This window comes from Saccharopolyspora sp. NFXS83 (assembly GCF_026241095.1).
Classification (GTDB): domain Bacteria; phylum Actinomycetota; class Actinomycetes; order Mycobacteriales; family Pseudonocardiaceae; genus Saccharopolyspora_C.
In genome coordinates this window covers 476,247-501,304 of sequence record NZ_JAPFGB010000001.1, presented here as the reverse complement: position 1 = coordinate 501,304, position 25,058 = coordinate 476,247, and the positions used below count along the sequence as shown (strand labels likewise).

The 25,058-nt window shown below is 72.0% G+C and carries 22 protein-coding genes; 6 read left to right on the top strand and 16 right to left on the bottom strand.

Going from position 1 to position 25,058, the window contains the following annotated elements:
• Positions 1-715: 715 nt before the first annotated feature.
• From OOZ19_RS02485 to OOZ19_RS02450, 8 genes are all read right to left on the bottom strand, one after another.
• On the bottom strand, positions 716-1,387 hold the full coding sequence (locus tag OOZ19_RS02485) for an HAD-IA family hydrolase (protein ID WP_266087683.1): 672 nt from the start codon (positions 1,385-1,387) through the stop codon (positions 716-718).
• 171 nt (positions 1,388-1,558) lie between these two features.
• The gene (locus OOZ19_RS02480) at positions 1,559-1,948 is read right to left on the bottom strand and encodes a hypothetical protein (protein ID WP_266087681.1); all 390 of its coding nucleotides are present in this window, start codon (positions 1,946-1,948) and stop codon (positions 1,559-1,561) included.
• A gap of 222 nt (positions 1,949-2,170) precedes the next feature.
• Positions 2,171-2,539: a fluoride efflux transporter CrcB gene (gene crcB / locus OOZ19_RS02475; protein WP_266087678.1), complete on the bottom strand. Its 369-nt coding sequence runs from the start codon at positions 2,537-2,539 to the stop codon at positions 2,171-2,173.
• The gene (locus OOZ19_RS02470; RefSeq protein ID WP_266087676.1) at positions 2,536-2,862 is read right to left on the bottom strand and encodes a DUF190 domain-containing protein; all 327 of its coding nucleotides are present in this window, start codon (positions 2,860-2,862) and stop codon (positions 2,536-2,538) included. Before OOZ19_RS02470 ends, crcB (OOZ19_RS02475) begins: the two co-directional genes overlap by 4 nt.
• A gap of 1 nt (position 2,863) precedes the next feature.
• The gene (crcB, locus tag OOZ19_RS02465; protein ID WP_323055084.1) at positions 2,864-3,316 is read right to left on the bottom strand and encodes a fluoride efflux transporter CrcB; all 453 of its coding nucleotides are present in this window, start codon (positions 3,314-3,316) and stop codon (positions 2,864-2,866) included.
• 383 nt (positions 3,317-3,699) lie between these two features.
• The gene (locus tag OOZ19_RS02460) at positions 3,700-4,356 is read right to left on the bottom strand and encodes a response regulator transcription factor (protein WP_416309385.1); all 657 of its coding nucleotides are present in this window, start codon (positions 4,354-4,356) and stop codon (positions 3,700-3,702) included.
• Between the two features lie 64 nt (positions 4,357-4,420).
• Complete coding sequence (locus tag OOZ19_RS02455; protein WP_266087674.1) at positions 4,421-4,819, bottom strand: hypothetical protein; 399 nt, start codon at positions 4,817-4,819, stop codon at positions 4,421-4,423.
• 21 nt (positions 4,820-4,840) lie between these two features.
• Positions 4,841-5,305, bottom strand: coding sequence for a DUF3995 domain-containing protein (locus tag OOZ19_RS02450; protein ID WP_266087672.1), 465 nt, complete (start codon positions 5,303-5,305; stop codon positions 4,841-4,843).
• Between the two features lie 224 nt (positions 5,306-5,529).
• Between OOZ19_RS02450 and OOZ19_RS02445 the strand changes: the two genes are divergently transcribed.
• Both OOZ19_RS02445 and OOZ19_RS02440 read left to right on the top strand, forming a co-directional pair.
• A complete protein-coding gene (locus tag OOZ19_RS02445; RefSeq protein WP_266087670.1) occupies positions 5,530-6,480 on the top strand; it encodes an RsmB/NOP family class I SAM-dependent RNA methyltransferase in 951 nt (316 codons plus the stop codon).
• Positions 6,481-6,701: 221 nt separating this feature from the next.
• Positions 6,702-9,119 (top strand): heavy metal translocating P-type ATPase, encoded by a 2,418-nt coding sequence (locus OOZ19_RS02440; protein ID WP_266087668.1) that lies wholly within the window; start codon positions 6,702-6,704, stop codon positions 9,117-9,119.
• Positions 9,120-9,381: 262 nt separating this feature from the next.
• On the opposite strand, the gene OOZ19_RS02435 is transcribed toward OOZ19_RS02440, so the two are convergent.
• The gene (locus OOZ19_RS02435; RefSeq protein ID WP_266087666.1) at positions 9,382-9,699 is read right to left on the bottom strand and encodes a hypothetical protein; all 318 of its coding nucleotides are present in this window, start codon (positions 9,697-9,699) and stop codon (positions 9,382-9,384) included.
• The gene (locus OOZ19_RS02430; protein ID WP_266087664.1) at positions 9,689-9,937 is read right to left on the bottom strand and encodes an HC3 family zinc finger protein; all 249 of its coding nucleotides are present in this window, start codon (positions 9,935-9,937) and stop codon (positions 9,689-9,691) included. The genes OOZ19_RS02435 and OOZ19_RS02430 overlap by 11 nt, the downstream gene beginning before the upstream one ends.
• A 127-nt stretch (positions 9,938-10,064) precedes the next feature.
• Here OOZ19_RS02430 and OOZ19_RS02425 point away from each other — a divergent pair, with 127 nt between their 5' ends.
• A complete protein-coding gene (locus OOZ19_RS02425) occupies positions 10,065-10,958 on the top strand; it encodes a helix-turn-helix domain-containing protein (RefSeq protein WP_266087662.1) in 894 nt (297 codons plus the stop codon).
• A 3-nt stretch (positions 10,959-10,961) separates the two neighbouring features.
• Positions 10,962-11,165: a DUF397 domain-containing protein gene (locus OOZ19_RS02420; protein WP_266087660.1), complete on the top strand. Its 204-nt coding sequence runs from the start codon at positions 10,962-10,964 to the stop codon at positions 11,163-11,165.
• 257 nt (positions 11,166-11,422) lie between these two features.
• On the opposite strand, the gene OOZ19_RS02415 is transcribed toward OOZ19_RS02420, so the two are convergent.
• Positions 11,423-13,363 carry a bifunctional copper resistance protein CopD/cytochrome c oxidase assembly protein gene (locus OOZ19_RS02415; protein ID WP_266087658.1) on the bottom strand — a complete coding sequence of 647 codons (1,941 nt, stop codon included), beginning with the start codon at positions 13,361-13,363 and terminating at the stop codon, positions 11,423-11,425.
• A 269-nt stretch (positions 13,364-13,632) separates the two neighbouring features.
• On the opposite strand from OOZ19_RS02415, the gene OOZ19_RS02410 reads away from it, so the two are divergent.
• The gene (locus OOZ19_RS02410; RefSeq protein WP_266087656.1) at positions 13,633-15,012 is read left to right on the top strand and encodes a PepSY-associated TM helix domain-containing protein; all 1,380 of its coding nucleotides are present in this window, start codon (positions 13,633-13,635) and stop codon (positions 15,010-15,012) included.
• Between the two features lie 2 nt (positions 15,013-15,014).
• Positions 15,015-15,686: a DUF5134 domain-containing protein gene (locus tag OOZ19_RS02405; protein WP_266087654.1), complete on the top strand. Its 672-nt coding sequence runs from the start codon at positions 15,015-15,017 to the stop codon at positions 15,684-15,686.
• Between the two features lie 55 nt (positions 15,687-15,741).
• On the opposite strand, the gene OOZ19_RS02400 is transcribed toward OOZ19_RS02405, so the two are convergent.
• The 5 genes from OOZ19_RS02400 to OOZ19_RS02380 all read right to left on the bottom strand — a co-directional run bounded on the left by OOZ19_RS02400 (position 15,742) and on the right by OOZ19_RS02380 (position 24,991).
• Positions 15,742-16,563 (bottom strand): oxidoreductase, encoded by an 822-nt coding sequence (locus tag OOZ19_RS02400; RefSeq protein WP_266087652.1) that lies wholly within the window; start codon positions 16,561-16,563, stop codon positions 15,742-15,744.
• A gap of 425 nt (positions 16,564-16,988) precedes the next feature.
• The gene (locus OOZ19_RS02395) at positions 16,989-18,206 is read right to left on the bottom strand and encodes a TIGR02679 family protein (protein WP_266087650.1); all 1,218 of its coding nucleotides are present in this window, start codon (positions 18,204-18,206) and stop codon (positions 16,989-16,991) included.
• Positions 18,196-22,260 carry a TIGR02680 family protein gene (locus OOZ19_RS02390; RefSeq protein WP_266087648.1) on the bottom strand — a complete coding sequence of 1,355 codons (4,065 nt, stop codon included), beginning with the start codon at positions 22,258-22,260 and terminating at the stop codon, positions 18,196-18,198. Before OOZ19_RS02390 ends, OOZ19_RS02395 begins: the two co-directional genes overlap by 11 nt.
• On the bottom strand, positions 22,257-23,486 hold the full coding sequence (locus OOZ19_RS02385) for a TIGR02678 family protein (protein ID WP_266087646.1): 1,230 nt from the start codon (positions 23,484-23,486) through the stop codon (positions 22,257-22,259). Before OOZ19_RS02385 ends, OOZ19_RS02390 begins: the two co-directional genes overlap by 4 nt.
• Positions 23,483-24,991 carry a TIGR02677 family protein gene (locus tag OOZ19_RS02380; RefSeq protein ID WP_266087778.1) on the bottom strand — a complete coding sequence of 503 codons (1,509 nt, stop codon included), beginning with the start codon at positions 24,989-24,991 and terminating at the stop codon, positions 23,483-23,485. Before OOZ19_RS02380 ends, OOZ19_RS02385 begins: the two co-directional genes overlap by 4 nt.
• Positions 24,992-25,058: the final 67 nt, after the last annotated feature.

Genomic DNA, 25,058 nt, shown 5'->3' with positions numbered 1-25,058 from the left:
TCACCTCGATGAAAATCGCGGGACACTCAGCGGTACGCGGCGCGTTCCCGCAGGCCCCGAACAGGCACACGCCGCCGTTAGCACCGGCCTGCGCCGTAGAGCACTTCGGCGAACGACACCCACCGCTCCGAACGACCTAGCCGAGCTGCCGCGCGGAGTCCGGATCTCCGATTAATAACCGCATCTCAGCCGGGGCCGCGTTCCACGAGGGCCGCGAGCAACACGGAAACTCGCGGAAGGTTCGTATTCCAAGCGCAGGATCAGCACCGGCGAACAGCCTGCTAATTGCGGCAAGATCGGGATTCTCCGCGACCCCTCAATTCTTTACCGGCGGAAATCCTCCAGCTGGACAACCCTTGCTCAAGGAGCTCGGGGATCTCGATCGAGAACGTCCGATGCGGCCAAATGGCGCACCCAGCGCGACGCCGTTGATGGCGCGAGCCCAGGAATGCGCGGCTCTCGGTTCGGCCGCGTCGTTTCCCGCACCACCGCCCGCAGCAGCAGCCGCCACGCCGCCGATCGCCGTCCCTCGGCGCCGACGAGTTCCAGCAGCAGCAGGCGTTGGCAGTGGTGCCCTACCGCAGGCACGGAGTGATGCGCTGGTGGGCGCAGTCGTTCTACGCGTTCCTCTATTACCTGATCACCGGGTACTACCTGGTGCTGATGCCACTGCCCGGCGCTTCGCTGGAGAACAGTTCTTTGCTAGGCAGAGCTCTCAGCGGTGTCGCGCCGGCTGGTCCGTCGACAGCTCCACGACGAGGCCCGTCGGCTCGTGGCGCACGCGGACGCCGCGGAAATCCCGGATGCGGGCCAGGCCGGACGTCACCGGGCCCTCGTGCGTCCCGAGGACCACCGTCCGCCCGCCCGCGGCGAGCGCGGCGGCGATCCCGGCCTCGGCATCCTCGAAGATCACGGTCTGCTCGGGCAGCACGCCGAGCGCGGCGGCGGCCTTGCGGTACCCCTCCGGGGCGGGCTTGCCCAGGCGCACGTCCTCGGCGGTGACCACCACGTCCGGCATCGGCAGCCCGACCGCGGACATCCGCCGAGCCGCCAGCTCCGCACCTGCCGAGGTGACCAGCGCCCACCGGCCGGCGGGCAGTTCGCCGAGCAACTCAGCAGCACCCGGAACCGCCACCACACCGTCGAGGTCCCGCATCTCCTGCTCGTCGACGAGAGCGACCTCCGCGGCGAGATCGGCCCCCGCGGGCAGGTGGCGCGCGATGGTCTCCTCGCTGCGACGGCCGTGCGAATCGGCCAGGATGTCGGCCACGTCCAGACCGTGCCGATCGGCGAAGCAGCGCCACGTCCGCTCGATCACTGCGGTGGAGTCGACGAGCGTGCCGTCCATGTCGAACAGCAGTGCACGCGAGGTGAGCGGAGCGGGCATGACGGTCCTCCCTGTTCCGGGGCGGGTGTCGCGGTACCACCATCGCGGTGTTCGGCGTCGCGCACCAGACCCCGCCGAATCGGCGTGCACCCCGGATCGAACCCGGACGCAATTCGAGAAAAGGTCCGGAATTCCCCTCGCGAGGAATTCCGGACCCCGATCAGCGGCGGGTCACCACTTCGCCAGCGACGGCGCGCTCTCGCTGCCCTTGGCGCCGAGCCCGATTCCGTCGGCGGTGTCGTAGGTGGCCGAACCGACGTGGAACGTCGAACCGTCGGCGCGCAGGCCCCAGACGTCGACGGCCGTGCTGCCACCGGCGGGCCCGGCCTCCTGCTTCCAGCACTGGCCCGGTTCCTGGACGGTGCTCGCCATGCCTGCGCCCCCATCGCCGAAGGGCTGGAACTCCACGTAGGTCGCGTAGTCGCCCTGCGCGCAGAGCTCGACCACGCCCGGCTCCGCGGCCGAAGCGGCGGTCGCCCCGGCCGTGGCCACCAGAACCGCACCGCCCAGCAGTGCCGCCGCGCCTGCCGAGATCCGCTTGACGGAATTCGTCATCGCCATGGGAGTTTCCTTTCACGAAACCAGAACAGCCTCCGAGTTGAGGCCGTTCACCCATCTGTTCCACGAATCGCGAACCACCTCATTCGCGAACCGCCGAACCCGATCCCCGAGGCGGGATTTCCTCCACGAGGACCAGCACGCGATTCCTCCGTCCGCGAATCGCCGGAATTCGATTCGAACCGCACACGACGAGGTTCGAGCCGTTCGGCCGAGGCGGGAGGATCACCCGAGCACGGCCAGGACCGCGGCGCGGCCGAGCAGCGCCGCGCCCACCGACGCGAGCACGCTCACGACCACGTTGAGCGCGGCGTAGAAGTACGCCTCGTCCTCCGCCAGCCGCAGCGTCTCGTAGCCGAACGTGCTGTAAGTCGTCAGCGCACCGCAGAACCCGACCGCGGCGACCGCCGAGACCGCGGGCGGCAGCACCGACCCCGCGGCGGTGAGCCCGCCGAGCACCAGCGATCCCAGCACGTTGACGGCCAACGTCCCCCACGGGAACAGCGTGTCGTGGCGGGACTGCACCGCCCGGTCCGCGAGGTAGCGCAGCGGCGCACCGACCATCGCCCCGAGGAACACCAGTGCGGCGGTCACGATCGCCTTCCCCCTCGGTAGGTGATGGCCTCGACTTCGTCGAGGACCACCGCGCCATCGGTGATCAGCTCGTCCAGCTCCGGCAGGAACGCGCGGATCCGCTGCTCGGTGTCGACGACGACCACCAGGATCGGCAGGTCTTCGGCGAGGTCGAGCAGCCGGGTGGTGTGCACCCGGGACGACAGCCCGTAGCCCTCGACACCGCGCAGCACGGTCGCTCCGGCGAGGCCCGCGTCGCGCGCCCGCTTGACGATCTCGTGGTAGAGCGGCTTGTGGTGCCAGCGGTCGTCGGCCCCGAGGAAGATCGACATGCGCAGTGCCATCTCAGCTCTCCTTCCGGGAGACCGCCCACCGGGTGACCGCGACGCCGAGGAGCACCGCGAGCAGCGCGCACACCAGCGTCCCCGCCAGGTAAGCGGCGGCGACCACGACGCCGCCCGGCCTCAGCAACTCGTCGAATTCCACCGCGTAGGTGGAGAAAGTGGTGAATCCACCGAGCACGCCGACACCGAGGAACGGCCGCACCAGCGGATGCGCCGTCCACACCTCGGTGATCAGCACCATCAGCACGCCGATGAGCAGGCACCCGAGCACGTTGATCGCGAACGTGGCCCACGGGAAGTGCCCGGGAGCGGTCGGCAGCCACCGCAGAATTCCGTAGCGGGAGACGGCGCCGAGACCGCCGCCCAGGGCGATGACCAGCAGCACCACGCCCTGCGAGCGCGTGAAACGCCGTCGATGTGCGGGAATCCGGGCCTCCGCGGTCTCGTTCGCCATGCGCAGCCTCCTACGTGCACCCGGCGACGTTCGCCAGGGCCAGCAGGGACCATCGGCGGCGCCGTTGCCGATTCTACCGGGGGGGGCTTGCACGGCTCGTGTTGCTTTGGTGGTCGGGTGGCGGAACCTCAGCTGTCTTCTCGCTGCGGGATCTTTTTCCCTAGTGGCTCCGCCACGAGGGAGAAAGCTGTCCTCGCGAGAAGACACCCGCGGGTGACCAAGTTTTCGACGTGGGCTATGCGCTTCGCGCATCCAGGCACGGCCTTCGGCCGCAAAGCAAGCATCGCTTTCGCTTGCCCACTGCACGGCTTCGCCGGAAGGCACGGCTTCGCCGCAGGGTGGTTCTCGCCTGGTGGGGGACTCGGCTCGCGGGGAGGGGACGGTCAGGTTTCGGGTGATGGTGGGACGAAACCTGATTCGAACGCTCTGATCACCGCTTGCGTTCGGTCCCGCGCGCCTAGTTTGGCCGGCACGTTTCCCACGTGGGTCTTCACCGTCTGCACGCCGAGGAACAGGTGCTGGGCGATCTCGCCGTTGGACAGGCCGGTCGCCATGAGCCGCAGCACCTCCGCTTCACGCCCGCTGAGCCCGGCGTCGCCGAGGCCGCCCGCCGTCCTGCCGTGGCGGGCGGCGAGCCACCGGATCGCGGCGGGGAACAGCAGCGATTCCCCCGCGGCGACGGTGCGCACCGCGCCGACGATCTGCTCCGGCCCGGCCCGCTTGAGCAGGAAACCGCTGGCGCCCGCGCGCAGCGCGTCGTAGACGTGGTCGTCGTTCTCGAAGGTCGTCACCACCAGCACCTTCAGCGACCCGTCCACAGCGGACAGCAAGTGCTCGGTGGCCCGGATGCCGTCCACGGCGGGCATCCGCACGTCCATCAGCACCACGTCGGGCCGCGTCCGGCGCACCCGACCGGGTACCTCCGCCCCGTCGGACGCTTCGCCGACCACGACGATGTCCGGCTCGGAGTCCAGGATCGCGCGCAGCCCCGACCGGATCAGCGGTTCGTCGTCGACCAGCAGGACGCCGATGCGGTTCACGGCCACTCCAGCGGAAATCCGCACCGCGACCTCCCAGTCCTGGCCACGCGGCCCCGCGTGGAACTCACCGCGCAGCAGCTCCACGCGTTCGGAGCACTCCGGTGAACGGGGCGGGCAGCGACAGCACGAGCAGCACCGGCAGCACCACGCTCAGCGCGCTCGCCCGCAGCCGGACCGCCGGATCGTCGACCTTCGCGTCCGGCGCGGGATCGTCGAGCAGCGCGCGCACCGCCGCACCCTCCAGCACCCGCACGGCCGGCACGAACGAGCAGCCCACGGCCCCGCCACCGCCAGCACGGTTCCGATGGCGGTCGCCGAGCCCGGTCGAGATCGGCACCACCGCCGGGACGCCCACGGCGGCGAACACCAGCGGCGGCACCAGCATCGCCCCGCCGAACACCAGGTAGGCCCAGCGCCGGGGGGTCGAGCGGCGCAGCACCGGTCCGAGCGTCCACCGCATCATCCGCTGATCCTCACCCGCCGGTCACCGGCCGCGAACGCATCCGAGTCCGGTGAGTCCGAACAGCAACCCACCGGTCAGGAACACCGGCTCGTAGAGGAGCGTCACGAACCGCGCCATCGGGTCCAGGTCCGCCACCGCGAGCCGCCCGGACGCGAGCAGCAGCCAGTCGACGACCGAGGGCAGCGCGTGCACCACCAGCAGCGCCGCGACCCCCCAGACCGCGGCGTGCAGCAGCCACCTCGGCACCCGGCTCCCCCACGGCCGGATCGGTGCCAGCGCCACCAGCGCCGCCAGTGCGCACAGCGGGATCGCCACGACGTCGATGATCAGCAGCGGCAGGTTCGACGCCAGCGACGTGCCCGGCGGCAGCCCGACCCCGCCGCCCGCCAGCCAGTACACGTGCACGAGCCCGAAGACCACCGACCACGCCGCCGCACCGTGCGAGGCGACGACTCCCCACGTCCGCTTCCCCGTTTCCACCGTCATGTCGGCAGAATCGCGGTTCGCACCGCGCTCCGGCCTCCCTCCCGGGAGGGAGGCGTCTCCCGCTCGGGGGTGAACGTCTCGCGCGTCGAGGCCGTGCCGCGGGCGAGGAGCGGCAGGTCAGCGCTGTTCCGGCACCGGTAGATTGGGTCGAGGGCGCCGCGCGCGAGGCCTCCGTGCCAGGCTTCGGGGCGCCGGAGGAGTTCGACCCGACAGGAGCAGTGGCCGTGAGCAGCCAGCGCAAGACCCGCACGTTCGAGAAGCGGATGTCCGAGGTGCTCGGAATCCGCCCGAACGAGGTCGAATCCGTCTTCCGCGGCGCCCGGCCCACCTCGATCCGGGTCAACCGGCTGCTCGACGACGAGCGCTACCGCGAGACGGTCGAGTTCGTGCGGGACAAGGCCCCCGGGCTCATCCCGGTGGACTGGTGCGAGCACACGTTCTTCTGGCCGGACAACGACGGTTTCGACGACATCCTGCCGCTGGCCCACGAGGGCCGGGTGTACCTGCAGAACGCGGCGAGCCTGATCCCGCCGGTGGCGCTGGACGCCCAGCCGGGTGATTCGGTGCTCGACATCGCCTCCGCTCCCGGCGGCAAGGCCTTCCACATCGCGGCGCGGGTGGGCAACGACTGCGAGTTGTGGCTCAACGACTCGGCGCCGCCGCGCGCCCGCAAGCTCGCCGAACTCGCCGAGCTCTACGGCGTGCGGTACGCGGAGCTGACCACGCACAACGCGCAGTACATCGACAAGTCGGTGCCCGCGGAGCGCTTCGACCGCATCCTGCTGGACGTGCAGTGCTCCGGCGAAGGCCGGGTCAACCTGCGCAAGTCCGACGCGCTGCGGTTCTGGTCGGAGGAGCGGATCGAGAAGTACAAGTTCCTCCAGGCGAAGATGTGCGACGCGGCGTACAAGCTGCTCAAGCCGGGCGGGGTGCTGGTCTACTCGACCTGCACGCTCAGCCCGGAGGAGGACGAGTTCCCGGTGAACAAGGTCCTGCAGCGGCACTCCGACCTCACGGTGGAACCGCTGGGGTTCAGCGAGGAGGAGTTCCTGCCCGGCTTGAACTCCTGGCGGGGCACGAAGTTCGACAAGCGGCTCAAGCACGCGGTCCGGGTGATGCCTTCCGACGTCTTCGAGGGCTTCTTCGTCGCCAAGGTCGCGAAAGCCGCGGCCTGATTCACCGGGTCCCCCGATCGATCGTGTGATGGCGAACGCCAGTTCGACCCCGTAATCATGGAAGCAGCGCCCGGCCCGCCCCACGAAGGCTCCGGTGCGCCTGTTCAAGGCCCGGACGTTCCTCACCTCACACCGAGTCGCGGGAACCGCTCCACGGGCTTGACCGACTGTGTGCACGGGTGACCTGAACGCGGGTCGCCGGATTCGCGAGAGGGTGTCCGATGTCCCCGACGGTTGCCGAAGCTCGCCGCGTCGAGCTGTCCGTGAGCGGTATGACCTGCGCGGCGTGCGCGGTGCGGGTGGAACGCAAGCTCAACAAGCTGGACGGCGTGCGGGCCGGCGTGAACTACGCGACCGGCGTCGCCGACGTCGAGTTCTCCGCCGAGCAGGACGTGGACCTGCTGGTGCGCACCGTGCGCGGCGCGGGCTACGACGCGGAACCGGTCCGGCCGGAGTCACCACCCGCCGCCGAGGACGAGCCCGGCGGTGCGGACGCCCCAGCGGATCGAGTTCGCGACCTGTGGCGCCGGATGCTGGTGGCGGTGGGGTTGTTCGTGCCGCTGTGCGACTTGTCGCTGCTGTTCATCGTGCTCCCGCAAGCGCGCTTCCCCGGCTGGCAGTGGCTGCTGATCGCGCTGACGGTGCCCGTCGCGGGCTGGGCCGCGTGGCCGTTCCACCGGGCCGCGCTGCGCGGCGCCCGCCGTGGCGCGTCCTCAATGGACACCCTGGTCTCGTTGGGCATCACGGCGGCGGTGGGCTGGTCGCTGTACGCGATGTTCTTCCAGCCCGACCCCGCCGGTGAATCCGGCTGGTCGCTGCTGCTGAATCCGCAGGGCGCGCTGTACTTGGAGGTCGCGGCGGGCGTCACCGCCTTCGTGCTCGCCGGTCGCTACTTCGAGGCACGCGCGCAGCGGCAGGCCGGGGACGCGCTGAACGCGCTGGCGGCGTTGCGCGCCAAGGACGTCACCGTGCTGCACGACGACGGCTCCCGGCACGAGATCCCGGCGGCGGATCTTCAAGCGGGGCAACGGTTCCTGGTGCGCCCCGGCGGCACCGTCGCTACGGACGGCATCGTCGAGGAAGGCAGCGGCGCGCTCGACCGCAGCTCGATGACGGGCGAGTCGACCCCGGTCGAGGTGGCCGGAGGCGACGCGGTCATCGGCGGCACGGTCGCGCTCAACGGCGGGCTCGTCGTGCGGGCGACCGCGGTCGGCGCGGACACCCGGCTCGGCGCGATGCTGCGGCTGGTCTCCGAGGCGCAGTCCGGCAAAGCGGCCGTGCAGCGGCTGGCCGACCGGATCTCCGCGTACTTCGTGCCCGCGGTGCTAACGGGTTCCGCGTTGACGCTGCTGGCCTGGTTGCTGCTGACCGGTTCCCCGGACCGCGCGTTCACCGCGGCGCTGGCCGTGCTGGTGATCGCCTGCCCGTGCGCGCTCGGCCTGGCCACGCCGACCGCGCTGATGGTCGCTTCCGGACGCGGCGCCACGCTCGGCATCTTCATCAAGGGCTACCAGGCGCTGGAATCGACCCGCGCGGTCGACACGGTGGTGCTGGACAAGACGGGCACCGTCACCGAAGGCCGCATGTCGGTGGTGGACCTGCACGTCGCCGACGGCGAGGACCGCACGGCGGTGCTGCGCCGGGCGGGCGCGGTCGAGGAGGCCTCCGAGCACGCGGTTGCCGCCGCGATCAGTGCGCTGGCAGCCGCCGAGCTCTCGAAGTCACAGGCGGAGTCCGAGGTTCCTGCCCGGCCGAGGGAAGCCCGGCCCGATGCCGTGCGATCCGTCGGCGCACAAGCGCTTTCCGGCTCACCCGAGAACCCCGCTCCCGGTGACGGGTCGCCCAATCCGCAGGCCTCCTACTACCGCCTGCCCGGAGTCGGCTCGTTCAGAGCCCGGCCGGGCCTCGGGGCCAGCGGCACCGTGGAGGGCCGGAAGATCCTCATCGGGCGCGGCGCGCTGTTCGACGACGAAGGCTGGACGGTTCCGGCGGAGCTGGATCGGCGGCGCGAGCAGTGGGAGGCGCAGGGCCGCACCGCCGTGCTCTCCGGGGAGGACGGGCGTGCGCTGGCCGTGTTCGGCTTGGCCGACACCGTGAAGCCGTCAGCGGCGCGGGCGATCGCCGAGCTGCACCGGCTCGGCCTGCGCACGGTGCTGCTGACCGGTGACAACGCCGCGACCGGCCGGTCCGTGGCCGACGAAGTGGGCATCGAGCGGGTGATCTCCGAGGTCCTGCCGGACGAGAAGGCCGAGGTGGTGCGCGGCCTGCGCTCGGAGGGCCGCACGGTGGCGATGATCGGTGACGGCGTCAACGACGCGCCCGCCTTGGCCACGGCCGATCTGGGCCTGGCGGTGGCGACCGGCACCGACATCGCGATCGACAGCGCCGACTTGATCTTGGTTCGGGAAGACCTCACCGTCGCTCCCGACGCGATCCGCCTCGCCCGCGCGACGCTGCGCACGATCCGCGGCAACCTCCTGTGGGCCTTCGGCTACAACCTCGCCGCACTCCCGCTGGCCGCCCTCGGCCTGCTCAACCCGCTGATCGCCGGAGCCACGATGGCCCTGTCCTCGTTCTTCGTCGTCTCCAACAGCCTCCGCCTCCGCCGCTTCACCGGCCTGTCCATACAGGACGGTTGACCTGCACCACCGAGGACCTCGTTCTCGCCGGACTCTGCTTCCGCACCCGCGGTACCCCGGTCGACGCGGTCGATTCCGGCCCGGCACGACCGATTCGGTTGGGCGCGGCCGGGCAGTGCGCTAGTCGGGGTCTTGATGCGCACCGCCCGGCCCGCCCGGTCCGATGCCGCGAGGGGGAGGGAGGTCGCAGCGCCGGACCGAGAGGGGAAGGCCGCGGAGGCAGTCGGCCTTCCCGAGCCGAGTTCACGTGGAGCGTCGTGGATCACGCCGCCGCGCCCCGAGGCAGCGACTCCGCGACCGGAGCGCGATCCGCCCGCTCCGGGGCGAAGATCACGTGGCGACCGGTGATGGTCACCGGACTCGACGGCTCGGCCGCCGCCCCCAGTGGCGTGCACGCCGGGCAGATCCGCCGTCCGCCGCAGGACACCGGAACCCGCAAGCTGCGGTGGACCGGCCCGACCACGACGTGCCCGCATCCCGCGACGGGTGCGCGGAGCCTGCGGCGCCGTCGATAACCGACCAGCCGGTGCCAAGTGGACTCGGCGACGCCGCAGACCCAACCACCGCGTTCAACGTCCATGCGGCCACACCTCCGGCAACGGGAGGACTGCGTTGTGCCGCTGCGCGATCGGCCGGACTCCCTCGGTACAAGCAGGGCAGGTCGGCCACAGCCAGGCTTCGTCGCCTTCGGAGGCGGAGACTTCCGCCCCGCACAGGGCCTTCACCTCCGTGCCGGAGCGAAACCCCAACCGCGGAGCGGAATCCACGCTCGCATGACGCTCACCCTGCGCCGGAAACCAACGAAACGGATACGGCAACGCACACCTCCTAGCGAAAATCGCCGCACGAAAGCCGCACGCATGCCCGCAGCAACTTCACGACTCGATCACTTATGTCCCTGTGAACATAACCTTGGACACAGGGACACTTCTATGCCTCGTTCGGGTGATCAGCAAAGCGGACATCGGCAGCGCCCTAAGATCGGCGCACATGGCGACTGGAGCAGCGAACACACCCGCAGCTCGTGCGTTGGGCGCGGAGCTTCGCGACGCGCGAAAACGCGCCAAGCTGAGCCTCCGAGCACTCGCTGAGCGTCTTGCGGCAGCCAAGACACAGCTCAGCCGCTGGGAAACGGGCACGAGCGTTCCGGCTCCCGAGCACGTCGCCAGCTTCCTCACCGCACTGGGCGTCACCGGCGACGAGTACGAACGAATCCTCGAACAGGCGCGCAACGCGGACTCGCGAAGCTGGGTCAGTTCGGGCATCCCTGGAGTGCAGAAGGAACTCGCGTCACTCGTCGAGTTCGAGAGCACCGCTACCCGGATCACCGAGGTAGCGCCCATGCTGATTCCAGGGCTGCTGCAAACACCGGACTACATGCACGCCTCGATGGCGCAGTTGCCCGACGAGCAAATCCGAGCGCGCATCCTGACCCGAATGGAACGACGGACGGTTCTGACCAAGGACGGAGCACCCGAGTTCACAGCACTGATCGGCGAAGCGGCGTTGCGCGAGCCGCTCGGTGGCCCGGCAGCGATGGCCGCGCAGTTGAAGCACATCGAGGCGGAAGCGACCACGCACCCGAACGTCACCGTTCAAGTCATCCCGTCCGGCTCGCAGTCCTTCCACGCCGCACACGCGGGACAGTTCATCCTGCTGCACTTCCCGAAGGCAGATCCGATCGTCCAGATCGATCACTACAACAGCTTGATCTTCCTCAACGGTCCTCGCGACATCTCCGCCCATGCCGACGCCGTTGAACAGTTGCAAGCCATTGCATTGAGCGAGGGTGATTCGCTGAACTTCATTGCAGCGGTTCGAACCGAGCTGGGAGGTTGAGCGATGGCGCCCGAGATCAGTAGATGGCGTACGAGCACGAGATCGGCACCCCGAGGGGCCTGCGTCGAAGTCGGTGGAGCGCCCGGCATCGCGGCAGTCCGCGACACGAAGGACCGAGACGCCGGAACATTAACCTTCACCCCCACCGCCTGGGCCGGCTTCCTCACCCACCTCCGCACCGGCCACCTCGACCACCCGCGCACCTGACGCGAAGTGAACGGACCGTTCGCCCAATTCCGTTGGACGAACGGTCCGTTCACTCATTCCTGCGCGGCGCACCCCAGGTCCGCGCGGCAGCCGACCCGAGTGAACGGACCGTCTGCCCAACCTCCTTGGACGAACGGTCCGTTCACTTCGTCCTGATCAGCGCGGTCGCGCTCGTGGTGCGGTGAACTCGTCGAGTGAACGGACCGTTCGCCCAACGGGACTGGACGAACGGTCCGTTCACCCCGGTGCAGCCGGTCTCAGCGGCGGTCGGCGAGCTTCGCGAGCATCGCGTTGTAGGCGGCCAGCTCCTCGTCGCCGGAGCGGTCGGCGCGACGGGCCGCGCGCATGTCGTGCCGGTACCACTGGGTGAGCAGCGCGATCAGCACCACGACCAGCGGCGCCTCCCCCGCTGCCCAGGCGATGCCGCCGCCGAGGAACTGGTCGGCGAGCAGGTCCTGCGCCCACGGCAGGTCCAGGGTGCGGTAGAAGTTCTCGGCGATCACCGCGTCCATGCTCATCACGATCACGCCGAAGAACGCGTGGAACGGCATCACCGCGAACACCATGCCGAGCCGGGCCAGGTGCGGCAGCGGTTTCGGCGCCGGATCGACCCCGATGACCGTCCAGTAGTACAGGTAGCCGACGAGGACGAAGTGGACGTTCATCAGCTCGTGCGCCCAGTGCTCGGACATCGCGCTCTCGAACAGCGGGGTGAAGTAGAGCGCGTAGAACGAGCCCACGAACAGCACCGTCGCGATCGCCGGATGCGCCGAGAACCGCGCCGGTGGGGAGTGCACCACGGCGAGCAGCACTTCCCTGGCGCCGTGGGGGTTTCCCTTCCCGGCAGGCGGCAAGGCGCGCAGTGCCAACGTGATCGGCCCGCCGAGCACCAGCAGCACCGGCGCGAGCATGTTCAGCACCATGTGCACGAGCATGTGCACGCTGAACACGCCGGACGAGTAGACGCCGAGCCCGGACGACGTCGCGATCAGCACGGTGGCGCAACCGCACAGCCACGCGGCGGTGCGCCCGGCGGGCCACGCGTCACCACGGCGCCGCAACCGGCGCACCCCCGCCAGGTACAGCGCCGCGAGCACGACGACCGCGGTCCCCAAGATGAGGTCGAAGCGCCACGTGGTCAGGAATCCGAGCAGGCTCGGCGGCCCCGGCAGGTCGTAGCCGAGGACCACTTCCGAAGTGCTCGCCGTGCGGTCCAGCAGGTTCGGCGGCGGCGTGTGCGCCATGCCCATCGACACCCCGACGGACACCAGCACGATCACCAGCTCGGCGCCGAGCAGCGCCGCCGGTGCCGTCGCCCGCCGCCGCAGCCACGCCCCGCAGCCGCCCAGGGCCAGCAGCAGCACGACCTTCGCCAGCACCAGCGTCCCGAACACGGTGCGCCCGAGGTCGCCCAGCGGCATCAGCACCAGCGCGTCCACCAAGCCGGAAGCGGCCACCGCCACCCAGCACACCCCGGCCAGCGCGCGGTACCGCGCCAGCACCGACTCCCGGTGCGCACCGCCTCTGCGCAGGTGCGCGGTGACGGCGACGAGCACGCCGAGCCACAACGCCGCCACCACCACGTGCAGCACGATCGCGTTGGTGGCGAAGTCGTGGCCCGCGTTGGACGCCGAATGCCCCACCACAGCGGGCGGCAGCAGGCCGAAAGCGGCGATCGCGGCCAGCCCCAGCGTCGGGCGCCACCGCAGCGTCATCCGCGCGCTGACCGCCACGGGCACCGCGACGAGCAGCGTGATCAGCCAGGCCTTCGGCTCGTACAAGGCGCCGAGCAGCCCGGTGAACGCCTCCGGGGCCAGCACCCGGCTCAGCGGCTGGCCGGTCGCGTCGGCCATCTCGAACGGGACCATCGCCGCCGCGGCCACGGCCCACACCCACGCGGCCGAACCGCCCGCGCGGACCGCGGCGAAACCGTCCGGTGCGATGCCGCCGGACTCGCGCGGCGAGGTGAACAGGGCCGCGAACACCAACGCTCCCAGGCAGACCGCCGCGGCGCCGTCGGCCACCAACCGCACCAGACCGGTGCCGAAGCGCACCACGGATCCGGGGTCGGACAGCCCGAGCGGGGTGTGGGCGCCGTCCCCGACGATCGCGACGACGGCCACGGTGACCAGCACCGCGATGCTCAGACCCGCGCCCCACGGTCCTGGTCGGGGGCGCTGCGAACTCGTTTCCGGCACTGCTGGTCCTCACACGACTGTCACCGCACCGGCGGTTCCCGCCGGAGGCGGGCTGCTGCCCGCACCCGGACTGGTCGTACCGGATCGTCCGGCGGTTCCGGCCGTCCCGTGTGACCTCACCCGCACCGGACACGGCGCAGCGGCCGGGGAGACGAGCGCGGTTAGGCCATTCGTTCCCACATCGTGGAGGGGGATGTCACAGCGGGAACCAGCACCGATCATCAGACGACCAGTGAGGCGACCGAAGCGGCGAACCAGCAGGAGTGGCGATGGTGACGGAACCAGGACTCGCGGCGCAGTCCTCTCCGCCGGAGGCGTCCGAGCAGGCCGCGCCGGAGCGGACGCCCTCCACCTGGGCCGTGCTGCGGCCGTTGGTGCTGCGGCTGCACTTCTACGCCGGGGTGTTCATCGCCCCGTTCCTGGTGATCGCCGCCCTGACGGGCCTCGTCTACGTGTTCACACCGCAGTTGGAGCAGGCCGTCTACGCGCACGAGCTGCACGTTCCGGCTGCGGCGAACACGAAGCCGCTGGCCGAGCAGGTCTCCGTCGCGCAGGCCGTCCGGCCCGGCGAGCAGTTGCAGGCCGTGCGTCCGGGCGCGACGCCCACCGACACCACCCAGGTGATCTTCGCGGCGCCGGACCTGCCGGAGAGCTACCAGCGCACCGTGTTCATCGACCCGCACACCGCGCAGGTGCGCGGTGACCTGGTCACCTACGGCTCCGGGCAGGCGCTGCCGCTGCGCGCGTGGATCGACAACCTGCACCGCGGCCTGCACCTCGGCGACACCGGACGGCTCTACAGCGAGCTCGCCGCCAGCTGGTTGTGGGTCGTGGTGCTCGGCGGTGTCGCGCTGTGGGTCGGACGCACCCGCCGCAACCGGCGGGCCCGCCTGCTGCTGGCTCCGGAGCTGCGCCCGGCCGGTCGCAGGCGGGTGCTGTCGTGGCACGGCGCGGTGGGCCTGTGGGCGGCGCTCGGGCTGCTGTTCCTGTCCGCGACCGGTCTGACCTGGTCGGTGCACGCCGGGGAGAACGTCACGGCGGCCCGCGAACAGCTGTCCTGGGAGACACCGGCGGTGTCGACCGGGCTGCCGTCCGCGCCCACGTCCGACGTCGGCATCGACCGGGTGCACCAGGCGGCGCTCGCCGCAGGGCTGGACGGACCGGTGGAGATCAAGCCGCCCGAAGCCGGTTCCGCCTACACCGTGCAGCAGCAACAGCGGAGCTGGCCGACCAAGCAGGACCAGGTGGCCGTCGACCCGTCCACCGGCACGATCACCGAGACCATCCGGTGGGCGGACTACCCGCTGATGGCGAAGCTCTCCCGGTGGGGCATCGACGCGCACATGGGCCTGCTGTTCGGGTTGGTGAACCAGCTGCTGCTGGCGGCGCTGATGCTCGGACTGCTCTCGATGATCTTCTGGGGCTACCGGATGTGGTGGCTGCGCAGGCCCACCCGCGGCGACGGCCGGATCGGCAGGCCACCGGAACGCGGCGCGTGGCGGCGCGTCCCCGGCCGGATCATGGCGCCGATCATCGTCGGAGCCGCGTTCGTCGCCTACTTCCTGCCCCTGCTGGGGGCGTCGCTGCTGCTGTTCCTCGTCGTCGACATCGTGCTGGGACTGCGCGCCCGGCGGAGCACCGGAGTCTGATCGTGGTCGAATCGCTGCTGCTGAGCTGGGTCCTGACGGTGCTGTTCGCGGTGACGGCGGCGTGGTGCGCGTACAGCGCCACCCGGCCGGCGCTGCTGCCGCGCGATCGGCTCAGCTCGGTGAGCCACCTGGTGATGAGCCTGCTGATGATCGCGATGGTGTGGCCGTGGGGCATGAGCGTGCCCGCCACCCCGCAGATCGTGCTGTTCGCGGCGACCGCTCTGTGGTTCGCGGCGTTGACGGTGCTGCGCACGCCGTGCGCGCACGGCTACGGCTCACCCCGGCTGGCGCACAGCCACCACGCGGTGATGTCGGCGGCGATGGTGTGGATGATCGCGACGATGCCGCTGCTCATGCTCGGTGCCTCCGATTCCGGTGGCGGTCACCACCACTCGATGGGCACCGGTGGCGGTTCCGGCGTGCTCGCGGCCCCGGCCGCCGCCGACACCACTCCCGGCGCGGTCGTCGCGATCTCCGCGGTGCTCGCGGCGTTCCTGGTGCTGTCCTCGACGGCCTGGATCTCCACCGCGGTGGACACGGCACGCCACGCCCTGGACGCCGCGGACACCACCGGCGCGCCCGCCGATCCGGACGCGACCCGCCGCGCACTCGACTCGGCCTGCCACGGCGCGATGAGCATCGGCATGGGCGCGATGCTGTTCGCGATGCTCTGAGCCGGACCGGGTGCACGGCGAGCCGGTCGCCGCGTGCGGTCCGGCTTCCCGAGCGTCAGGACGGGAAAGCCGTTGCGGCGGACGCCCCTTCCCACCGCCGCAGGTCGCCGAGCAGCCGGTCCGCGTTGGCGCGGGTGCGGTCGAGCGCGTCCGCGCCGAGCACCAGGTGCATCGGCGGTTCCGCGTCGGCGACGGCGTCGAGGATCACCTCGGCGGCGCGGGCCGGGTCGCCGAACTGCTTGCCGTGCTTGCCCTCCAAGGCCGTGACGGAGCCGCTGGTCGCCGCGTAGTCGTCGATGGCGGTGGCGGTGTTGCGCCGCGAGCGCCCGGAGAGGAAGTCGGTGCGGAACTGGCCCGGTTCGACGGCGGTGACCTTGATGCCCAGCGGCGCGACCTCCTGCGCCAACGCCTCGGACATGCCGCCGAGCGCAGCCTTCGCCGCCGCGTACAACCCGGAACCGCCGCCGGGTGCGAGCGCGGCGATGGACGAGATGTTGACGACGTGCCCGCAGCGCTGTTCGCGCAGCACCGGCAGCGCCGCCCGCACCACGCGCAGCGCGCCGAAGAAGTTCACGTCGAACACGTGCTCCGCCTCGGACGGCGAGGTCTCCTCGATGGCGCCGAGCAGGCCGTAGCCCGCGTTGTTCACGACGACGTCGATGCGCCCGGCGAACTCGTGCGCTGCCGCGACGGCCGCGGCGGCGTGTTCCGGGACGGTGATGTCGAGCGCCACGGTGCGCAGCCTGCCGTCCGCGACGGCGAGGTCGCACTCCCCGCTGCGAGTGGTGCCGACGACGGTGTGCCCCCGGCCCAACGCGGCCTCGGCCAACGCCCGGCCGAGACCACGAGAAATTCCGGTGATGAACCAAACGGACATGACGACCTCACGATCTACATCGTCCAATGTGGACTAGTGGAGCTTGCCGATTCGGGACGCCCGCGAAGCTCCGCGCAGCACACCGGCCCAGAACGCCGCGGCAGCACCAGGCGGACCACACCGGGCGGGACCCGAGTTCCCAAGCTAGAAGCCCCGCTCCCCGCCCGGGAGGACGTGGCACACCCCCGAACAGGACCCCCACCGAGCCCGCGCACAACAGACCTCGGTTCCCGTCTTCGTCAGCGGCGAAACCGCTGAGCAGCGACCACCTGGAGCAAGGCGACCACCCGCGGGTTCTCAGCGCTCTTCGCACGAGGACGGCACTTGCGGGGGGGAACCCGCTCGAAGAAGTGATCCCGCAGCGAGAAGAACGCCGAGGTCCAGCCGCCCGACCACCTGCGCGGACCGCGCGAAGACCCCACCGGTCACGAAGAGCGCCAGGCTGCTTCGTCCAGCAGGGCGTCGGCGAGGCGCTCCTGCGGGACGGCGATCCGGTTCTCCCGCAACGCCGCGGCCAGCGCCGCGTCCCACGGAGCCTCGGTGACCCGTCCGACCCCGGGCCCGGAGGGGTACCGGTCCAGCGCGGCCAGGTAGTCCTGCGCGCTCATCCGCCACGGCACCGCCCCCGCCTTCGCCAGCACGTAGGCCGCGATGCGCACGCCTTCGCCGTCGAAGTCGCCGTGGTAGCGCAACGTCGCACCCGCGGCGGACAGCAGCCGCAGCAGCAGGATCCCGGCGCTGTTCGGCCATCCCGAGGTGCACACCATCGGCGGGCAGGTGCGGCCGAACCGGCGCAGCGCGAGCCCGAGCACGCTCGGGTTCTCCACCACCCACACCTCCCGCGTGCCGAGCACGATCCGCCCCGCGTCCCGCAGCTGGGCCAGGGTGAGCACCGCGGCGTGCCCGGAATCGGTGCAGGAGCGCATGATCTCGCCGCACAGCCGTCCGCCGACGGGCTGCACCCCGGCGGTGAGCACCACAGTGGACAGTTCGTCGTCGCCGACCCCGGCCCGCCGCCACAGGTCGCGGCGCTGCTGAGCGCTGGCGGGCAGCGCGACGCCGTAGACCTCGGCCAGCGCGCGCAGCACCAGCCCGGACACCCGCCTGCCGGCGTCCAGGGCGTGCGGGTCGCCCAGCACGTCCCCGGCGAACGAGGGCAACGGCGTCCCCGCCGCGGGCAACCGGGACAGCACGTGCAGCGCCGCGTCGAGCAGTTCCCCGGTGGCGGTGGGAGATCCGCCGAACACCCCGCCCCGGCGCACCTGCTCGACCCATTCCCGCAGCGCGGGCTGCGCGGCCACCACCGGGTGCTCGGCGAGCCACTCCCACAGCGCCGCGCGCTGCTGCTGGACGCGTTGCCGTTGCCGCGCCCGGTTCTCCAGCGGGCCGATCAGCTCTTCGACGATGCCGCGGGCGTCCATCCCGCAGATCTGCCCGAGCAGCACGTCCAGCCGCGGCAGCGACACCGCGACGTGGTCGGGCGGCAGCCGGTCCATGCCCAGCAGGTCCGCCAGCGCTTCCCGCTGCCCGCGGTCCAGCGGCCCGACCCGCACCCGGTTCACGGGAAGGCCGGAGCTGAGCCGGTCGTGCACCGCTTGCCACAGCGGTGCGAACTCGGCTCGGCGCAGACCGTCAGGAAGCACCGCGTTGCTCCGCGAGCGCCCGGCCGTCCCAGACGAAGCGGGCGGTGGTGACCGCGTCGTCACCGTCGCCGGTGATGAGCTGGTGGATCGCGATGCCGTCGAGTTCCCGGTAGGTGCACCACTCGTGGTCGCTGGTCAGCACCAGGTCCAGGTCGAGCGCGGTGAGCAGGTCGAACACCTGCCCGCGGTTGGTGGCGTCCACGCCCACGAACACCTCGTCGAGCAGGATGAACCGGGGCGCGGCCGGCACCGCCTGGTAGTGCGCGGCGACGGCGGCGAACAGCGGCAGGTGCAGCGCGATGGCCTTCTCCCCGCCGGAGAGCGCGCCGTGCAGCCGCTTCGTGAGCAGCTGCCAGCCGTCCCCGTTCGCCCGATCGATCTTCACGCCGAACCGGTGCCAGGCGGTGTAGTCGAAGACCTGCGCGAGCTGGCCCTCCCAGCTGGCGGCGGCGTTGTCCTGCTTGGCCTCGTCGATGCGGTCCCGGAAGAAGTCGTGCAGCGCGTCCTTGTCCGCGCCGGTGAGCTGGGCCGGGTCGGTGAGCAGCAGTTCCCGCGCGGTCTGGGTGCCGGCGGGCAGGTTCGGGTCGACATCCCACACCAGCTGCACGGCGACCTTCGAGGCGGTGCGCACCCGTTTGAGCCGGGTGTTCATGGTGTCGACGAGTTCCCCGGCTTGGCGGATGCGGGCCGCGAGGTGCCTGCGGGTGTCCCCCGTGAGGGTCTTGTCGAACAGGTCGCGTTCGGCGCCGGTGATGTCGTCGCGGGCCCGGTCCCGTTCGGCGTGCAGCGCGTCCCGCAGCCCGGTCGCGCCGCCCCGGACCCCGTCGAGGGTGGCGACGAAGACCTGCACGTCGTCGTCGGGTTCCAGTTCCAGGTCGGCGCGTTCGGCCAGGACTTGGCGGCTGTCGTAGATGGCCTCGTTGAGCCTGCCGAGCGCGTCGGTGAGGTTCTTGGTGCTGTGCGGCGTCTTCGGCCAGGTGGCGGCGATCTCGCGGGCCGCGGCCAGTGCGGCGGTCACGTCGTCCGTTGTGGACAGGTCCAGGTCGATGCCCGCGTCGTCGGCGAAACCGGCGGCGGCCCGGCCCCGGAGCCTGTCGGCGGCGGCGTCGCGGTCGGCGAGCGCGGCGTCCCGGCGGTCGGCGTCAGCGGCGCGCTGGTTGCTCAGCGAGCCGATGCGCCCGGCGATCTCGACGAGCCGCTCGGACACCTGCTCGCGCTGCCCGTCGAGATCCAGCAGGTGCCCGCGCAGCCGGGCCATCTCGTCGAGGGCCTGCTGGTGGCCGGTGTCGAGCGCGTCGCGCACCGCGTCGGCGCGTTCGGTGAGCCGCAGCGCCGCGAGCTCGGCGGCGGCGGCTTCGGACCGGCGTTCCGCCGCGATGTCCTCGGCCCGTTTCGCCACGTCCGCGGCGGTATCGGCGGTTCGACGGTCGTTGTCCGCCTCGAAGCGGGCGTCGAGCCACACCTCGGCGGAGTCGGTGAACCCCTCCACGCGGGTGTCCAGCTCCTCCAGCGCGGGCCGGTCGGCGGGCAGTCCGCGTTCTGCGGCGAGGGTGGCGAGCCGATTCCCGCTCAGCCGCGCGATTTCCGCCGTCTCCGACACCTGCGCGGCCCGTCTGCTCACGGCGTCGTCGCGGGCGGCGACCTCGGCTTCGGCGACGTCGGCGGCCCGCCGGGTCTCCTGCACCGCCGCGTCGTCGGGCACGGCGTTCCACTCGGCGTGCAGTGCGTCCCGGCGCCGGGTGAGGGCTTCGGCGGTGGTGTCGAGCTCGGCGAGTTCGCCGTCGAGCTCGCCGATCCACCCGTCGAGTTCGGCGATGCGGCGGCGCCGGGCGCGGTCCCGGGCGGCGGCGCCGACGTGGGCCGCTTCGGGCTTGTCCGAGCTGCCCGCGAGCCCGGCGACGCGCCACCGGCCGTCCGGCGCGACGGCCACGATCGGGTCCGCTTCGGGCCCGCGATGCCTGCCGCCCGCGTCGGCGTCGAACCGCTCCGCGCCGTAGCCGATCCCGTGCAGCACCGACCAGATCCGGTCGCGGTCCACGGGTCCCGCGGATTCGGGCCGCAGCACCTCCACGAGCGACGACCCGTCCACCGCGTGCAGCCGCGCGGGGTCGAGGAACGTGTCGTGCCCGTCCACGTCGAGCACGCCCTCCGGGCTCATCCAGGCGTCGAGCAACCCGGCGGCCTGCAACGCGGCCTCCACCTTCGCCTGCACACCGGGGGCGACGCCGTTGCGGAACGCCACGAGCCGCCACAGCGGCGCGCCGGGCCGCTCGACCCGGTCGGCGGTGCGCGCGGCGGGGGCGGCGGGCGGCAGGTCTGCGCGTTCCCGCAGGCTCTCGCGCCGCGCGGTGAGTTCGGCGTGCCGGTCGCGGCACTCCTGGCGCCGCGCGACGCCGGCGGCGTGCTGCTGCGCGAGCCCGTCGGCGGCGGCGAGATAACCGGGGCGGAGGTGTTCCAGCAGCGCGGTGCGGCAGTCGGCGTGCGCGGCGACCTCGTCGGCGCCGGGGACGGGGAGCTCGGCCAGCCGCGCCGCCCAGGTCCGGACCAGCTCGTCCTGGCGCTGCACGGCGGCGTCGTGCGCTTCAGCGGCGGCGGTGCGCCTGTCGGTGGCGGCGGCCAGGTCGGTCCTGGCCTGTTCCAGCTCGTGCTCCGCGCCCGTGCGTGCCGCGACCGCCGCGTCGTGCCGGTCGAGTTCGGCGCGGACCTCGGCGATCAGGTCGTGCCTGCTGCGCACGGCGGCGCGCAGCAGCCGCCGGGTGCGCTGCCGGTCCTCGGTGCCCGCGACCTCCTGGAACGCCCCGGCCAGGCCGACGCGCTCGGCGTGCCTGCGCGCGTCCTGCTCGGCGCGCTGCGCCGCCGCGGACGCCGAGGTGGCGCGGTGCTCGGCCGACTCGGCTCGCTCCGCGTCCCGCGCGGCCTGCTCGGCGCGCTGTTCGGCCTGATCGCGCAGGCCCGCCGCGAACCGGACCGCGGCCGTCGCCTCGGTGTGCAGCCGGTCCGGTTCCTGGCCCTGCCGGTACCGCTCGCTGTCGGCCAGCCCGTCGATGCGGGCCTGGGTGCGTTCGGCGTCCTGAGCCAGCTCGGTCTTCTCGGCCTCGGTCGCCTCCCGGTCGGCCACGGCCTGCTCGTGCTGCCCCGCGCTGCCCTTCGCCGCGTCGGAGAGCCGCTCCAGTTCGGAGGTCGCGGAGAGGACCCCTGCCGCGGTCGCGCGCAGCACCCGCTGCGCGTAGGTGCGCTGCCGGTCGGCGACGGCCTCCGCCGCCCGCACCTCCGCGTCCAGCCTGGTGAGGTGTTCGCGCTGCCGGTCGAGCCGTTCGAAGCCCTCGGCGAGTTCGGCGATCTCCGTGCGGCCCAGCGGCGGCAACGCCCGCGACAGCAAGGTGGACAGCAGGTTCGGGTCGAGCCGTTCGGAGAGCTTCGGCGTGCGCAGCTGCAACAACGCCGTGATCAGCGCTTCGAAGCGCTGCTCGCTGAGGTCCGGGAACAACGCGCCGCGCACGGCCTCGCGGTGGTCCGCGGCCGTCGGGTGCACCGTGCCGTCGGCGCCCAGCGCCTCGGTGAGCGCGGCTTTCGTCAGCGGCTGCCCGCTGTCGTTGACCAGCGCGAGCCCGCCGTCGACGCCGATCCGGCGGCCGGTGGTGAAGTAGTCGGCGTGCACCGTCGAGGTGTGCCTGCTGGCCTGCAACCGGGCCCCGCAGCTGAACCACTCGCCGTCCCCGGCCTGGAATTCCAGCCACACGTAGCCGACGCGGGTCACGCCTGCGGCGCCCTCGCCCATCAGGTTCCAGTGCATGGTGCGTTCGGAACTGCCGAAGGTGGACAGGCGGTTCGCGCGCAGGTTCGCGTCGAACAGGAACGGCAGCAGCAGTTCGAGGGCCTTGGACTTGCCGGTGCCGTTCGGTCCGCGCAGCAGCAACCGTCCTTTGTGGAACTCGAAGACCTCGTCGTAGTAGCGCCACACGTTGAGGATGCCCGCCCGCGAAGGCCGCCACCGGGAGGTCGTCGCGCGCGCCCCCGCGGACGGCGCGGGCTCGGCGGGTTCGGAGACCGTCACGACGGGTTTCCTCCAGCGGAGTCGGGAAAACCGGACACGACCGTGTAGCGGGCGGCGGCGGGCAGCGCGACGATCCGCTCCCCGTCCCGCCGCGCCAGGCCGAAGTCGACGAGCACCGCGACGGCATCGGTGACCAGCCGCGACGGCCCATCCGAGTAGCGGTAGGTGCGCGCGGCACCGGGCGAGCGGTCCAGCACCGATTCGGCGTCCCCGCGCAGCTGCTCGGCGGTGCGCCCGGCGCGGGAAGCCCCTAGCGCGTCCAGCAGGTGCAGCGCCGCCACCTTCGCGTTGTTCGCGTCGTCCGGGAATTTGGCGTCCGTGGCCACCGCCTCCGGATCGACCAGCAGCATGCCCTCGGTGCGTTCCTCCAGCACGAAACCGCCCTGCTCCGCGGCTTTCCGCATGATCTGGCGCCCCGTCGGCGAGGTCGCGTAGGCGTGCTGGGCGCCGGTCAGATCCGCCCAGTACACCACCGGATCGTCGAACAGCTTGCGCAGCACCGAATGCCGCAGCCACAGGTTGCGCTGCACCTCGGAGGCGCCCTGTTCGGCGTTGCCGTAGCGGGATTCGGCGACCAGCGCGGCGAGCGCCTCGTCCGGGTCCGCGTCCTGCTCCCGCTCGGGCAGCTGCGACGGTCCGTTCGGCGCGGACAGCAACCGCATCAGCAGCGTGGCGTCGATCCGGTACAGCACCTTCGCCTCGGCGGAGTCCACGAAGCTCTCCGTGCTGCCGTCGACCGATTCCAGCGCCCCGAAGGTCTCCAGCGCTCGCAGCACGTCCACAAAGGCCATCCGCTCCGAGCGCATCGCCGTGTCGAACGCGGTCAGCACCGGGTCCGCCGCGGTGGCCTGCACGATCCGGTCCGCCAGCAGCCCGATCGTCGTCGCGGGCCCGCCCAGCAGTTCCGCCGCCGCCACGCAGAACAGCGTGTAGCGGCGCCGGTCGAACGGTGCCCTGCTGGTGCGGTTGCGCCGAGCGGGGCGGGACGAGTCGGGATCGGAGCGCACCTTCGCCAGCCGCGCGTAGCCGAGCCGCGGCTCCACCGCCAGCGCCCAGCCGCAGTGGTAGTCGAACCAGCCGGTGAGCGTGTCCTTGCGGCGGCGCACCAGGTCGAAGCCGTCCGGATCGGTGTCCGCTCGGATCAGCGGGTGGGCCAGCAGCAGCTTGATGCCGCGCGCGAGGTCGGTGCGTTCCGCGATGACCAGCTGGTTCGCCAGGTTGCTCATCCCACCGCCTCCGCGTCCGGGGGATCGGTGAGCAACCGCACTTCCACCACGTAGTCCGCGCCGCGCAACGTCCCCCGCGAGGTGCGCAGCTGCGCGGACCGGGCGTCACCGGGATCGCGCAGCACGATCTCCACCCGGCCGTCGCCGGTGCAGGCCCGGCGCGCCCCGGTGCTGTCCTCACGGGTGGCCAGCGCCCGCCCCAGCAGGTCCAGCAGCCGGTCGAACACGCCCGGTTCCAGCTCGCCGAACGCGGACAACCGGACCTCGCCGCCGGTGGCGAGGCGCTGCCAGGCCGCTTCCAGCTCCGCGCGTTCCTGCCTGGCCCGGCTCGCGCGCAGCGCGGCGACCGCCGACACGTCCCGCACCTTCCCGGTGCGGGCGAACTTCTCGGTGCGCCCGTTGCTGCGCAACAGGGCCGACACCCGCACCCGCGGCGCCTGCGCCCACGGCGTGGACGGCGCGACGAGTTCCGGGTCCTCGTGCGCGAGGTGGGCGTGGCGCGCGGAACCGAGCCCGAACGCCGCCGACCACAACCGGTGCAGGTCCTCGTCCCGGTCGGCGGTGGCGAACCACCGCGCGAGTTCCCGGAAATCGGCGGCGGCGCTGGACGAGTGGCGGCGCGTCTCGGTGATCCGGTCCAGCACTTGCAGCAGCGCCACGATCGCCCGCCGGGCCACGGTGTGCAGCTGGTCGACCCGCGGCGTGCTCCCGTCCGCGGGCCGGAACCAGCAGCGGAGGCCGTCCCAGCGCGACCGCCGGTGCCGCAGCCAGTCCTCCGCCGCGTGCTCGCCCGCGGTGGGCGGCAGGTCCGCGCCCCGCAGCGCGCGGCGGTGCAGCTCCTCGACGCCGTGCTCCTCGACCCTGCTCAACGCGGCGACCACCGCGTGGCACCGCTGGTCCAGATTCGTCACGAACTCCTGCAGGTAGGCGACCGTCGCGGCCTTCACCTCGTGGAACGCCGCCAGGTCGGCGCCCTCGGCGCGCAGCAGCCGTTGCAGTTCCCCGTTGAAGCGCGTGGTGCCGGTGCGCAGGGCCTCCAGGTGCCCTTCCACTTCCCGCACCGCGCTGAACAGCCGCCGATCCGCCGAACCGGGGTCGTCGAGCAGCCCGGCGAGCTCGGCGAGCCGGTCCGCGATCGCGTCGAGCACCGCGGTCTGCAACGCGCCCGTCCCGCTGAGCACCGCGAGCGCGTGGCGCACCCCCGCGTAGGCGGCCTCACCGGTCTTCGTCAGCGAGTAGTGCAGGTTCCGCCGCTCGTACTCGGTGGCGGTGCGGTAGTTCTCCGCGTGGTTCTGGACGACGTCGAGCAGTCCCCATTCGGCGAGCTTCTTCAGCCGCTCCGCCAGGTCTTCGTCGGTGAGCGCGTCGAACCAGCCCGCGGACCGCAACCGGCTCCGGATGTCGTCGACGCCGAGCGCCGTCTCCCAGTTCTCGTTGGCCTCGCCGAACGCGTGGAGGATCGCGGAGTACGCCTCGGCCTGAGCACCGACCGCGAAGCGGAACATGTCCGGCGGGACCCGCTGCGTCGCCACCCACGGCCTCCTTCCCGTCCGGGAACCACCATCCCACGGT

Bases quoted from the DNA above. Each gene is read 5' to 3' on its own strand.
- OOZ19_RS02485 (WP_266087683.1), bottom strand. From the start codon at position 1,387: ATGCCCGCTCCGCTCACCTCGCGTGCACTGCTGTTCGACATGGACGGC.
- OOZ19_RS02480 (WP_266087681.1), bottom strand. From the start codon at position 1,948: ATGGCGATGACGAATTCCGTCAAGCGGATCTCGGCAGGCGCGGCGGCA.
- OOZ19_RS02470 (WP_266087676.1), bottom strand. From the start codon at position 2,862: ATGGCACTGCGCATGTCGATCTTCCTCGGGGCCGACGACCGCTGGCAC.
- crcB (WP_323055084.1), bottom strand. From the start codon at position 3,316: ATGGCGAACGAGACCGCGGAGGCCCGGATTCCCGCACATCGACGGCGT.
- OOZ19_RS02455 (WP_266087674.1), bottom strand. From the start codon at position 4,819: ATGATGCGGTGGACGCTCGGACCGGTGCTGCGCCGCTCGACCCCCCGG.
- OOZ19_RS02450 (WP_266087672.1), bottom strand. From the start codon at position 5,305: ATGACGGTGGAAACGGGGAAGCGGACGTGGGGAGTCGTCGCCTCGCAC.
- OOZ19_RS02440 (WP_266087668.1), top strand. From the start codon at position 6,702: ATGTCCCCGACGGTTGCCGAAGCTCGCCGCGTCGAGCTGTCCGTGAGC.
- OOZ19_RS02435 (WP_266087666.1), bottom strand. From the start codon at position 9,699: ATGGACGTTGAACGCGGTGGTTGGGTCTGCGGCGTCGCCGAGTCCACT.
- OOZ19_RS02420 (WP_266087660.1), top strand. From the start codon at position 10,962: ATGGCGCCCGAGATCAGTAGATGGCGTACGAGCACGAGATCGGCACCC.
- OOZ19_RS02410 (WP_266087656.1), top strand. From the start codon at position 13,633: ATGGTGACGGAACCAGGACTCGCGGCGCAGTCCTCTCCGCCGGAGGCG.
- OOZ19_RS02400 (WP_266087652.1), bottom strand. From the start codon at position 16,563: ATGTCCGTTTGGTTCATCACCGGAATTTCTCGTGGTCTCGGCCGGGCG.
- OOZ19_RS02385 (WP_266087646.1), bottom strand. From the start codon at position 23,486: ATGAGCAACCTGGCGAACCAGCTGGTCATCGCGGAACGCACCGACCTC.
- OOZ19_RS02380 (WP_266087778.1), bottom strand. From the start codon at position 24,991: ATGTTCCGCTTCGCGGTCGGTGCTCAGGCCGAGGCGTACTCCGCGATC.